The 12238-nt window shown below is 52.4% G+C and carries 10 protein-coding genes; 8 read left to right on the forward strand and 2 right to left on the reverse strand.

The annotated features are described in order from the left end of the window. Nucleotides 1-158: 158 nt before the first annotated feature. On the reverse strand, nt 159-1757 hold the full coding sequence (locus tag ACFQI7_RS19790; protein WP_377517397.1) for an S-layer homology domain-containing protein: 1599 nt from the start codon (nt 1755-1757) through the stop codon (nt 159-161). A gap of 416 nt (nt 1758-2173) precedes the next feature. Continuing rightward, nucleotides 2174-3766, reverse strand: coding sequence for an MFS transporter (locus ACFQI7_RS19795; RefSeq protein ID WP_329958247.1), 1593 nt, complete (start codon nt 3764-3766; stop codon nt 2174-2176). Here ACFQI7_RS19795 and ACFQI7_RS19800 point away from each other — a divergent pair. The 8 genes from ACFQI7_RS19800 (at nt 3657) to ACFQI7_RS19835 (ending at nt 12069) form a co-directional block, all read left to right on the forward strand. Beyond that, nucleotides 3657-4091 carry a hypothetical protein gene (locus ACFQI7_RS19800; protein ID WP_230415164.1) on the forward strand — a complete coding sequence of 145 codons (435 nt, stop codon included), beginning with the start codon at nt 3657-3659 and terminating at the stop codon, nt 4089-4091. The two genes, ACFQI7_RS19795 and ACFQI7_RS19800, sit on opposite strands and share 110 nt — an antisense overlap. A 68-nt stretch (nt 4092-4159) precedes the next feature. Further along, nucleotides 4160-5323, forward strand: coding sequence for a transglutaminase domain-containing protein (locus ACFQI7_RS19805; RefSeq protein WP_218100197.1), 1164 nt, complete (start codon nt 4160-4162; stop codon nt 5321-5323). A gap of 152 nt (nt 5324-5475) precedes the next feature. Beyond that, nucleotides 5476-6189, forward strand: coding sequence for an HAD-IA family hydrolase (locus tag ACFQI7_RS19810; protein WP_218100198.1), 714 nt, complete (start codon nt 5476-5478; stop codon nt 6187-6189). A 31-nt stretch (nt 6190-6220) separates the two neighbouring features. Further along, a complete protein-coding gene (locus ACFQI7_RS19815; RefSeq protein ID WP_218100199.1) occupies nt 6221-8278 on the forward strand; it encodes a peptidoglycan D,D-transpeptidase FtsI family protein in 2058 nt (685 codons plus the stop codon). A 201-nt stretch (nt 8279-8479) separates the two neighbouring features. After that, nucleotides 8480-9436: a metal ABC transporter solute-binding protein, Zn/Mn family gene (locus tag ACFQI7_RS19820; protein WP_377517401.1), complete on the forward strand. Its 957-nt coding sequence runs from the start codon at nt 8480-8482 to the stop codon at nt 9434-9436. Nucleotides 9437-9460: 24 nt separating this feature from the next. Next, on the forward strand, nt 9461-10231 hold the full coding sequence (locus tag ACFQI7_RS19825) for a metal ABC transporter ATP-binding protein (protein ID WP_218100403.1): 771 nt from the start codon (nt 9461-9463) through the stop codon (nt 10229-10231). Nucleotides 10232-10237: 6 nt separating this feature from the next. Continuing rightward, complete coding sequence (locus ACFQI7_RS19830; RefSeq protein WP_230415166.1) at nt 10238-11200, forward strand: metal ABC transporter permease; 963 nt, start codon at nt 10238-10240, stop codon at nt 11198-11200. Further along, nucleotides 11197-12069: a metal ABC transporter permease gene (locus ACFQI7_RS19835; RefSeq protein ID WP_218100201.1), complete on the forward strand. Its 873-nt coding sequence runs from the start codon at nt 11197-11199 to the stop codon at nt 12067-12069. The genes ACFQI7_RS19830 and ACFQI7_RS19835 overlap by 4 nt, the downstream gene beginning before the upstream one ends. Nucleotides 12070-12238 lie beyond the last annotated feature (169 nt).

Raw genomic sequence — 12238 nt, forward strand, 5'->3', positions numbered from 1 at the left:
TCCCAGGAAATGTCGAAATTAATGTATGTTTTACGTTGTGAAACGAATAAGAAACCGTTCTTCCGCGCTTGTTCAAATTCCGTGTTAGGAGAAGGTACATAAAAAACGGCCCGGCAATATGCCGGACCGTTTCTAAAAGGAGAGTGGTCGTAATGCTCTTAGTTGATGAAGTTGGCGGTTGTCAGCAGACGCTTCAGCATCGTTGCGGATTGCGCGCGAGTCGCCGTACTGCGAGCGCCAAGCGTATCGTCCGTCATGCCGTCGACAATGCCTGCTTTAATGGCTGTTGCGACTTCTTCTTTCGCCCAGACGATGCTGTTCGAATCTTTGAATTTCGCAAGCAGTTGAGCTTGTTCTTCCGACGTTACAGCCGGTTTCGCACCCGCATAATTCAGGGCGCGTACGACCATGGCTGCAAGTTCTTCACGGTTGATCGTAGCGTTCGGCTTGAACGTACCATCCTCATAGCCGTCAATCAGCTTAGCGTTAGCCGCTGCGCCTACAACGCTTGCATACCATTGATCGGAAGCGACATCTTTGAATTGTGCGTATGTTGCATTGGATACGTTAGTGTTCAAGCCGAGCGAACGTACGACCAGTGCAGCGAATTCCGCACGTGTAATGTTGCGCTCAGGTTCAAACGTAGTGTCCGTCACGCCATCTACAACCAGTTTGTTTGCGAGCAGCGTGATGTAGTTTTGAGCCCAGTGACCTTTAATGTCGCCGAACGTTTTGCTTGTTTCGATGACAGCGTAGATGCTGCTGCCGTTGCGCTTGATAACCGCTTCTTTATCGGAGAACAGCGCCGGAACAAAGCTTAATTTTTTCGTCGTCGGATCAAACAGAACGGCTGTCGCTTGACCCGGATTTACAGCCTTCGACATCGGAAGCACTCGACTGATGTAATTGCTGCCAAAGTCGACTGCGACTTTATTGTCTTCTTTGCCAAGGCCTGTAATACTGAAGTCTACGATCGTGCTGGCAACCGTGCCGCCTACTGCGCTAGCAGCGGCGTTCACTGCAGCGGCCGTCGCATCATCCGCTTTGCTGATGGATGCTTTGATGATCAGCTCATCAACGGTTACGTTCAGCTTGGCTGCCAGATCGTCCAGCTTCAATACGTTCAACGGAAGGTTATACGTACCGTTGTTATTCACGATCTTCAGCATTTTCTTCGGATTCGTGACAAAGTTTACGAGCGCTTTGGCCGGAATCAGAACAAAATCGCCGTTTAGCGTCAAGGTTACGGTGTCGTACTTCTCCAGAGAGTCTTTCAGCCGGTCGGCGTTAACGGTACCGTCAGCGTATACGACGATGCTCTCGGAACCAGTGGCAATACCACCGCCACCGCCACCACCGCCGCCGCCGCCGCCGGTTGAAGGCGAGGTAGTCCGGTATACAGCTTTATATACCGAATCGGAGATGCTCTCTCCGTAGACGGACGTACCTACAGGGCCGTACAAATTAATGTAATCATAAGTGCCTAGCCCGGACGTGGAAAACTTATAGTTGTAAACCCCGTCGTACACGCTGTAGGTTACATCAGTTACTTTGAGCTGGGTGCCGCTTGGGCTGTACAAATAAACTTGCGAATTGACGCTATAAACGTCGGAATAGACCGTACCGGTTACCGTGCCGTTCTCGTACTTCACATCCTTGAACCCGGATGCGGCGAAAGCGAGTACCGGAAGCAGGATCGAGATGATAAACATCACCACGGTCACTTGCGCTGTCTTTTTAAAAACAGCTGGCTTCATGCAGGATTCACTCCTATCTCTTTGGACAAATAATTTCGAATTGCGATTTACAGGCTCCCTCGACAAATGCATTTCACCTCCTTCTATCGACGTTCCATATAGATTGTTCGAAGCGGACAAGTAGTTTCTGTCCATGTTGGTAAAAATTACTAAACAATCTCGTTAGACATTATATGACCAACCCGGGACTGTCCGCTGCCAAACATCTCGACAGAGTGAAACGCGGATAGTTTTATAAAGGTTGCGGTCATTTTTATTTTTTGTACTAAAGTACTAAGAACATCATACCCGAGAACTACGATTGTTTTTGAAATTGGGTCAAAAGAAAGCCCCGACCGCAATGCGGAAGGGGCGGACAATGGACTCGGTGCAATCCCAAAAATTTACGAGATTTGTCGATTTTTATAGATCCGGCGTTAAGCGCGGGCTGTTCGGCTGATACGATTAATAGGGAGCAGGCAAAGCGAGAGCATCAAGAATACAAAAGCGATAAAATAAGGCGACGTATGCGTGCGCACTTGTCCGGCAACAATGGGGCCTATAAAGGCGCCGATGGAGTAGGAAATAGACAAAACCGAGAAGACGCGCCCGTATTTGTTCGAGCTGGTCACGCTGGCGAGGAACGAAGCAATCGCCGGGAAAATAACCCCCTTAGCCATGCCGATCAAGAAAAGCGACGCGGAGATCGGGAGCGGCCAGTGCACCGACATGCCGAAAAAGACGAGCGCAAGCGCCAAACTGCCGAATGACGTTCGCAAAATCGGCGATACGCGGCTGAGGAACAACATGCTTAGCGTTACGAGCGATCCGAGACTGATAAGCGAGAAAAAAACGCCGGATGTGACAATGGAGCCGTGTGTTTCTTTCATTAACGGTAGTTCGAAAAACAAAATGCCTTGCGAACACGAAATACCGAGCGGAACGGCGTAAAAAAGCCATGGAATCCGGTTTGATTTTTCGTTGTGCTCAAGGCCGCCGTCCGGCAGAGCCGCAACCGTGCCGTGGGGAGGAAACAACTCCGCAGCCGTCTGCTTGTACTGCTGCTCGTTAACGCCGAACCAGGCGAAGATTCCGGTAATGATAAGGATCCATCCCAGAAAAGTAAAGGATGCGGCAAAACCGAACTGCGCAACCAAAAAAGCGCCGGCGGCAGGACTAAGCACGGAAGCGATCGTATGCACCATTCCGTTGCCGGCCATCAGCTTGCCTTGCTGAACATGATCTTTGGCGATCTTTGCAAGCAGCGTAAGGCAGGCAGGCGATAAAAACGCGAGCACGAATCCGCTGATCGAACGGATGATAAGCAGGTCCCACGGATCGGTGACGCGGGATTGAATTAGAAGGACGATTCCTGCTACAATCAGGCTGAATACAATAAAAGCTTTGCTGCCGTATTTATCGACGCCGTAGCCTGCAATCAAATTGCCGGGCAAATGGGTAATCGAGTACACGCCCAAAATGAGCCCGATGAAGGACGGCGCCGCCCCCAGGGATATCGCAAATGGAGAAAGAATCGGATACTGCGCATGCAGGTCGAAAAAGGCTACGAACATAAACAGATACAGCCATACTGCGGTTTTCACCCAAATCACCTCACACATAATTGATGGTTGTCCGTTGCCTATCTTTACTACGTTTACGCCAGTGGGGGGACGAATAGTACAAGTTTTTTGAAGGGGGAGCCAATGGATACGCTTGTGACGGCGGTCCTGATCGTCATCGCACTCATCGCGCTGCTTCGTTTGAGGCGGACATTCCGCAGGTCGTCGCAGCAGGACCGGGGTGATGAAATTCAGCGGAAGCTGGCGGAATTGCGGAAAAAAAGAGATGAAGATTAGAAGGAAAATATTGTATGATGAATAACGAATAAGAAAGATGTTTATTAAGGGAGAGATAGCGTTGGATTTTCTCACAGCCTTTTTGGCGGAGCGTTGGTACATTATTTTAGCTGCGCTCATTGTTTTATTTTTGGTTGTCAAAATCGTGAAGACGGTGATCAAGTGGGTCATCGTGCTTGCGATCGTGGCCGGGCTGTTTTTCTACGGCGCGAGCTACAAGGATCAACTGCTTGAGCTCGGCACGACGGTAGGTGCAAAGGTGGCGGCGGAAGCGAAGACGCAGGCGATGAATGCGATCAGCGCCGAAGTTAAGGAAGCGAAATATACGCAAAATGCCGACGGCTCGTTTACGATAACGACCAAGAGCGTAAAGGTCGACGGAAAACCGGGCGCCGGGGAAGTTCAGGTGACGTTCATGAATCAGACGTTCAACGTGAAGGTAGACGAGATGGTAAAGACGTTCATAGAACAGGCGAAGAAAAACGCGGGATTGTAAGAGAGAGACATCAACGTAAAGATGGATTCGTTGTATCAAGGTGTACCGTATAGAGGAGGGGGGAGCCGATGAACGTCTGGCAGCAACTGCAGTTGCAGCTGCAGCAGTTGAATTGGATTACGGTTATGATCAGCGTTGTCGTAATTGCATCGATTGTTCAAGGGCTGGTCCGCGGCGCATCCTCCTCCGCGAAACGATTGCTGCTGATGGTAATCGAGGGAGCCGTAACGCTGCTGAGCCTTTTTCTTGCTTGGGAGTTAAGTAACTGGCTGTCGCCGAAGCTGCAGGCCTTTCTGACGGGGCTCGGCATCGTCATTCCATCGGAGGAGCTTGGTTTCTGGAGACAATTATACTATACCTTGCTGACGGCGATTCGCGATTTTTCGCTGCTGCGCTTCAGCATATTGTTCGTGCTGGGTTACGGCCTGATCAAGCAAGTCGTCTACCGGATCGTCGATCCGCTGGTCGATCGTTGGGAGGCGGGGCGAGACGACCAGCTGAAGCCGGGTAAAGGAACGCCGTCTTTGGTCAGCAGTTTGATCGGCGGCGTGCTCGGCGCTGTGACCGGCTTTGGCCGGGGCATGGTCATGATCGCCGTGTTGTTTGTCGTCACGACGCTGTTTCCGCAAACGCCGGCAGCAAACTATATCCAGGCCTCCTCGCTTTATCAAAAAGGAGCCAAGGAAGTGATCGAGCCGGCCGCAGGCGAGTTCATCGCAAACCGATTGCCGGTGTTTACCCGGGCGGTGGAGCAGGAATTCGCCAACATTTTGCAGCGGAAATACGAAGTGCTTGACGCCAAAATACCGCCGGATATCGCGCTGGCGGCGAAGGAAGTAACGGCGGACGGCAAGACGGACGAAGAGAAGGCGAAGCTGCTGTACCGGTGGGTTGGTACGCGCGTCAAATACGATTGGAACAAGGTCAAGCTGTATGAAGAGCAGCGTATCTGGAAAGAGCAAACGCCGGAAGAGACGTTCAACACGAAGAAGGGCGTATGCATTGACTTTTCCAGGCTATATGCGGTCATGGCAAGATCGACCGGTTTAGACGTCAAGGTAGTAACGGGACTCGGGTATGACGGCCGGGGAGGGTACGGCCCGCATGCCTGGAACGAAGTGTATTTGTCGGAGAAAGAACAGTGGGTGCCGCTGGATTCCACTTGGGTGGCGAGCGGGGGCAACTGGTTCAATCCTCCGAACTTTCAAGAGACGCACATAAAAGAAACGTAAACCGAAGCAATGATTGCTATTCTTTATAGTCGCAAGCCGGAAGGGTCGAAAGGATGACAGCTCCGGCTTTTCTTTTGCACATGAGGAAGTTATGGTAAACTAAAAGTTATGAGCAAGGCCGATATTTCGGCCCGATACGAGGTGAAACATCGATGGTCAAGACACTCAGAGAATATAAAGCGATCTTTTTTGATGTAGGCGATACATTAATTACAATACCTGCCGCGCGCGTCATTATGCAGCAATATTTGGCAAGCCGGGCTATGCACCGGGGAGAGGAACAGATCGGTGAACTTTTTACCGAAGCGTTCCGTCTATTTTATTACGGCAAGCAGCTTGACCCGTTCGAGGTATGCACGCCCGAATCCGATAGAGCATTCTGGGTCAAATTGTATCACTATATTCTTCAGAAATTGGGAGTCGACGAAGAACAGTGGACGGAAGAGCAAGTGCACGAATGCTGCCACGAGTTGTACCATTTGTTTACCGCACCTGAGCAGTATGCGCTGTTTGAAGATGTGAAGGAATGCATCGAGCGTTTAAGCAGACAGGGATACAGGCTTGGCATTATTTCCAATTTCGCTCCAACGCTTTCATCGATTTTGGACCATAAAGGCATTTTGCATTATTTCGATCCTGTCATCGTATCGACCGAAGTCGGGCTGGAGAAGCCGGATCCGGCCATTTTCAGCCTGGCGCTAGAGCGCTCGGGACTGGAAGCGAAGGACGTGCTGTATGTCGGTGATCACGACCGCAACGACATTTGGGCGCCGGCACAAGTCGGCATCGATGCCGTCAAAATCAAAAGATATGATTATCATACCGGGGAGGGCATTCATTCCCTGCGCGAATTGTTCGCAATGTAATTCCAAAGCGTAGTAAAGGAGTCGCAGTCTCGTGAAGAAGCCGATAGTCATGGACGACCCGCAGAAGCAAGAGCATAATAAGCGCCGGCAGTTTACGTTTCGAATCAACCTGTTCTTTTTCTTTACGTTTTTTCTGTTTTCCGTTCTTATAGTGAGGCTGGCGATGCTTCAGTTCGTGGAAGGCCACGAGATGAAGGCGGAGAAAGCTGCCCGAAATAAAGCGGATACGCCGATTCCTCCGATCCGCGGCAATATATACGACCGGGGAGGAGCTCCGATTGCCTACACGACCTCGACGCAGTCGCTTTATTTTCGGATCGAGCAGGAGCAGCCTAAGGAGGAAGTCATTACGCTTGCCAACAAGCTGGCTAAGATTTTCGCAGATTACGGCGAACCTACACCAAAGCCGCTCACGGCCGCCGATATTATTAAGGCAATGGACGTCGGCTATGATCTGGAGCAAAACAAAACGACGGCCCCAAGCTATTTTGCCGTGCCGCGGCGTCTTAAATCCGGTTTGTCCGAGAAAGAGATGGCGTATATTTACGAGCACCGCGATGAGCTGAAATGGCTGGAGATCACGGAAGAAAGCATCCGTACCTACGATACGGATACTACGCCGGCCGTGCAGCTTATCGGCTATATGCGTCCGTTCTCGGCGGCAAGGGAGCCGAAGTACGGCTTGCCTTTCTACAAGGACAAGAAATCGGAAGGATATTTGGACACCGAGGACGTCGGCTATGACGGCATCGAGTTAATGTACCAGGAGGAGCTGCGCGGCAAGAACGGATATAAGACATATCCGGTGAACGCTTCGCAAAAAATTATCGGCAAAGTCGAAATTACGAAGCCGATCAAGGGCAACAATTTGTTTTTGACGATCAACAAAAACGTGCAGCTTACTACCGAGCAGGCGATCATCGATCATCTCAAATGGCTCAAGGGGCCCGAGGCGCGCAACAACCCGTATGCGAACAAAGGGAGAAACGCGGTGGCCGGCTACGCCGTGGCGATGGAAGTGGACACGGGGAAAGTGGTCGCGATGGCCAGCATGCCGGATTACGATCCGACCGTCTGGTTCGGCGGCATCCCGCAGGCGGAGTACGAGCGAATCAAACCGTTTATTAATAACGGGACGATCACGACCGCATATCCGGATTATCCGGACGCCGAACTTGCGAAACATCCGACCTCGATCGTTTATATGGGATCGGTCGTAAAGCCGCTGTCCGTGCTGATCGGCTTAAACGAAGGGTTGTTCACGACCGCGACGAAATATAATGATACCGGCGTGTTTTACTATGGAAAAGACAACAACGCCAGACTTTCGAATTCCGATAGCGCCGCGTGGGGAAACATTAACGCGACGGAGGCGATTCGCCGTTCTTCCAATACGTTCATGTCAGCGATGATCGGCAATGCGCTGTATATGCGCAACGGCAATAAAGCAGTCGATCTTTGGGAGACGTATCTCGGCAAATTCGGCTTAGGCGTATCGACCGGAAGCGGGCTTCCGAGAGAGTACGCGGGACTTAGCGAGTTCAAGACGAATACGAAAGAAACCCCACAGTCCCGGATGGTGTTCGCCTCGTGGGGACAAAATGAAAAATACACGACTTTGCAGCTCGCGCAGTATGTAACGACGCTGGCGACGCGCGGCAAACGGCTGAAGCCGCAGTTTGTGGACAAGATTGAAACGTATGAAGGCGAATTGGTGAAGAAATTCGACGACGCGGAAGTGCTCGACGAGACGACGTTTCCGAAGCCGTATTGGGATGCGGTCATTACCGGCATGAAGCAGGTCGGCATTCAAGGCTTCGACGGATTCCCGTACGAAATCGCCAGAAAGACGGGAACGTCCACGCAGCGCGTCGGCGGCGGCAAGGAAGTCGATAATGCGGTATTCATTGCGTTTGCTCCGGCGGATAAACCGAAGCTGGCGGTAGCGGTCGTCGTGCCGGAAGGCGGGTTCGGTTCCTGGGGCGCAGCGCCGATCGCGCGCAAAATTTTCGATGCATATGATCAATTTGTCGGACTGGACGGCGTTCCGAAAGGGAATCCGACGGGGACTGATTCGAAAAAACCGTAAACGGCAGTGCAAAGAAATCTCCTGATATAAAGGGGATCTCTTTTTTTTATAAAATAAATGTTGCACAAAGGAAACATATTTGTATATAATTAAAATATAGTCAGGAAGTAAACAAATGTTGTCTTGGCTAAAAAAGAAGGTATAAGACAACATTCGAAGTTATATAGATGGATCATATGATAAGAAAGGTTTGGGGTGTAAATGATGCTGAAGAACAAATCGGTACCGTCCTCGTTCAAACGATTGATAATGACACTTCTATTTTTGACGCTGGCGGTCGTGTCGGCGGCTTGCGGCAATTCGCAAGAAGCCGGGGCGGACGGCAAAGTGAAAGTAACGGCCACCATCGGCATGATCAGCGATATTGTCGCACAGGTTGGCGGAGAACATGTGCAAGTGACCGGATTGATGAAATCCGGCGTCGACCCGCACTTATACAAAGCATCGCAAGGCGATGTGAAGAAGCTGGAGCATGCGGACATTATTTTCTATAACGGATTGCATCTCGAAGGCAAGATGGTGGATATGTTCGAGAAGATGAGCAAGACGAAGCCGACCGTGGCAGTGTCTAGAAACATTCCGGAATCGAAACTGCGCGGCTGGGACGGCGGCGAAGCCTCCCATGATCCTCATATATGGTTTGATGTGAAGCATTGGATCAGCGCGACCGAAGTGGTGCGGGAGGAGCTTAGCAAGCTGGATGCGGCGCATGCGGAAGACTACAAGAACAACGCTGCCGGTTATACGAAGCAGCTTGAGGAGTTGGACCGGTACGCAAGGGAGCAAATTGCTTCGATCCCGGAAAACCAACGCGTGCTCGTCACCGCGCATGATGCGTTCGGCTATTTCGGAGATGCGTACGGCATTAAAGTGATGGGGCTGCAGGGCATCAGCACCGCATCGGAGTACGGCTCCAAAGACGTGAGCGACCTGAGAGATTTCCTCGTGCAAAATAAAATCAAAGCGGTGTTCGTGGAATCGAGCGTGCCGAAGAAATCGATCGAGGCCGTCATTCAAGGCGCGAAGAAGCAAGGTCACACGATATCAATCGGCGGCGAGTTATACTCCGACGCGATGGGCAAAGAAGGGACGCCGGAAGGAACGTACATCGGCATGGTGCGGCATAACGTGGATACGATTGTGAAGGCATTGAAATAAACGAAGCGGGGAGTGATACCTATGATGGAGATGCAAAGTAAATCGCCGTTGTCCGTGCGCGGCATGACGGTTGCTTATCAAAAAAAGCCTGTGCTAACCGACATTACGTTCGATATTCCGGAAGGGAAGCTGGTCGGCATTGTCGGACCGAACGGCGCAGGCAAATCTACGCTGATCAAAGCGGCTCTCGGGTTAATCCCCCGTGTCAGCGGAGAAGTATCGATCTACGGGCGCCCTTACCGCGAGCAGCGGAAGCTGATCGGCTATGTGCCGCAGCGGGAATCGGTCGATTGGGATTTCCCGACGAGCGCGCTGGACGTGGTAATGATGGGGCGGTACGGCCATCTCGGATGGTTCAAACGCCCGGGCGCGGCGGAACGGAAGCTGGCAATGGATTGCCTAGGTAAAGTAGGCATGGCCGATTTCGCCGACCGGCAAATCAGCCAGCTTTCGGGCGGACAGCAGCAGCGTATATTTCTAGCAAGGGCGCTCGCCCAGGATGCGCGGCTGTATTTTATGGATGAACCTTTCGTAGGCGTTGACGCGGCGACGGAGAAAGCGATCATTACGCTGCTGGGTGAATTGAAGAACCAGGGGAAAACGGTACTTGTCGTCCATCATGACCTATCTACGGTGAAAGAATATTTCGACTGGGTTATGCTGCTCAACGTACAGTTGATGGGGATCGGACCGACGGATCAAGTGTTTACGAAGGAACAACTGCAAACGACGTACGGCGGAAGGTTAACGCTATTAAACAGGGACGATGATGCGATCATCGTCGGTTCGAGGTGATCGGTTATGTTTAGCGCATTCATGGATTTATTCCTCGATCCGAACACGCAATGGATTTTGCTTGGCAGTGTGCTGCTCGGATTGAGCAGCGGCGTGCTTGGAAGCTTCGCCTATTTGCGGAAGCAGAGCCTGATGGGCGATGCGCTCGCGCATGCAGCTTTGCCGGGCGTATGCATCGCGTTTATGCTGACCGGCTCCAAGTCGATCTTCTTCTTTCTGATCGGTGCCGTTATCGCCGGGCTCGCGGCCACATTCGGCATCGGCTATGTTACCCGCAATACGCGAATCAAGCAGGATACGGCGCTCGGCATTGTGCTATCGGTCTTTTTCGGGCTCGGCATCGTGCTGCTGACGCAAATTCAGCACAGCGGCAGCGGCAATCAGAGCGGGCTTGACAAGTTCTTATTCGGCCAGGCGGCATCCATGGTGCTGTCGGACGTCATCACGATGGCCGTGGTCGCTTTGCTGCTCGTAGCGGTATGCGCACTGCTGTTCAAAGAATTCAAGCTGCTCAGCTTTGACGCCGGTTTTGCCAAGGGACTCGGCTATCCCGTTGCTTTTCTCGACCAATTCATGATGTTCCTGATCGTCGTGGCCGTTGTCGTCGGCATCCAGGCGGTCGGCGTCGTGCTAATGTCGGCGCTGCTCATTACACCTGCGGTATCCGCGCGCTACTGGACGGAGCGGCTCGGCGTTATGGTCGCGCTGTCGGGCGTTTTCGGCGCCGTCAGCGGGCTGATCGGCACGATGATCAGCACGACTGCGAACAACTTGCCGACGGGGCCGTTCAGCGTGCTCGCCGCGACGCTGTTGTTCGTCGTTTCCGTGCTGTTCGCGCCGAAGCGCGGACTGCTGCCGAAGCTGCTCCAGCGTCTGGCCGTGAAGCGCGAAGTGCTTGCGGAGCTGCAGGATCGGCCGCGCATCGCGGTACACGCGCAACCGATACAGAAAAAGGAGGGGCAGGCATGAACGACTTTTGGATTTTGCTCACGGCGGCGCTCGTCGCCTGCTCCTGCAGCTTGCTCGGCTGCTTCCTGGTGCTGCGGCGCATGGCGATGATCGGCGACGCGATCAGCCACTCCGTGCTGCCGGGCATCGTGATCGCCTTCCTGCTCAGCGGCTCGCGCGATTCGTTGTTCATGATGCTGGGCGCATCGGTGATCGGGCTGATCACCGTGTTTCTAATCCAGATGTTTCACCAGAGCGGCGTACAGTCCGACGCGGCGATCGGCGTGGTGTTTACGGCTTTGTTCTCCATCGGCGTCGTACTCGTCAGCATTTATACGCGGCAGGTGGACCTTGATTTGGATTGCGTATTGTACGGTGAAATCATTCATGTCCCGTGGGATACGATCACATTCGCAGGTATGGACATCGGACCGAAGGCGGTATGGGCGCTCGGCCTCGTGCTGCTGCTTAGCGGCACCGTCATTGCTTTGTTTTATAAGCAGTTTAAAATTTGCGCCTTTGACCCGGCCATGGCGGCGGCCGTCGGCATACCGGTGGCGTTGTTCCACTACGTGCTCATGGGACTCGTCTCCGTGACCACCGTCGCTTCGTTCGAAAGCGTCGGCGCGATTCTCGTCGTCGGTATGCTCGTCGTACCTGCGGCTACCGCATATTTGCTGACGGAAAAACTGAGCCGCATGATCGCGTACAGCATGATCATCGGTTTGTTGAGCTCGACGGGAGGGTATTACTTGTCGGTGGTGCTTGACGCATCGATTGCCGGATGCATGATAACGGTGGCCGGCGTCCTGTTCATCGTAGCGTTGCTGCTTTCTCCTTCGCACGGCGTCGTATGGCGCAAAATGAGACAAAAGCAGGCGGCGCTGTAAACGAAACCTTAACGAAACTAATGCTTTACTGCATGAAATAAGCGTTAGACCGAAGATGACCGTCGATATGGCGGTCATTTTTTTTGGAATAGTAAGAAAATATAAATGTTCAGACCGAGGAAGGCAGCTTCAGACAACGGTTTTTCCAACTTGTAGAGAGAGGGAATGC

Origin of the sequence: Paenibacillus allorhizosphaerae, from assembly GCF_042659105.1 — a bacterium.
GTDB classification, from domain to species: Bacteria; Bacillota; Bacilli; order Paenibacillales; family NBRC-103111; genus Paenibacillus_G; species Paenibacillus_G allorhizosphaerae.

Coding starts and splice junctions, on each gene's coding strand:
- ACFQI7_RS19805 (WP_218100197.1), top strand. CDS start 4,160: ATGAACGTCTGGCAGCAACTGCAGTTGCAGCTGCAGCAGTTGAATTGG.
- ACFQI7_RS19795 (WP_329958247.1), bottom strand. CDS start 3,766: ATGACCCACTTGATCACCGTCTTCACGATTTTGACAACCAAAAATAAA.
- ACFQI7_RS19825 (WP_218100403.1), top strand. CDS start 9,461: ATGGAGATGCAAAGTAAATCGCCGTTGTCCGTGCGCGGCATGACGGTT.
- ACFQI7_RS19830 (WP_230415166.1), top strand. CDS start 10,238: ATGTTTAGCGCATTCATGGATTTATTCCTCGATCCGAACACGCAATGG.
- ACFQI7_RS19820 (WP_377517401.1), top strand. CDS start 8,480: ATGATGCTGAAGAACAAATCGGTACCGTCCTCGTTCAAACGATTGATA.
- ACFQI7_RS19810 (WP_218100198.1), top strand. CDS start 5,476: ATGGTCAAGACACTCAGAGAATATAAAGCGATCTTTTTTGATGTAGGC.
- ACFQI7_RS19790 (WP_377517397.1), bottom strand. CDS start 1,757: ATGAAGCCAGCTGTTTTTAAAAAGACAGCGCAAGTGACCGTGGTGATG.
- ACFQI7_RS19835 (WP_218100201.1), top strand. CDS start 11,197: ATGAACGACTTTTGGATTTTGCTCACGGCGGCGCTCGTCGCCTGCTCC.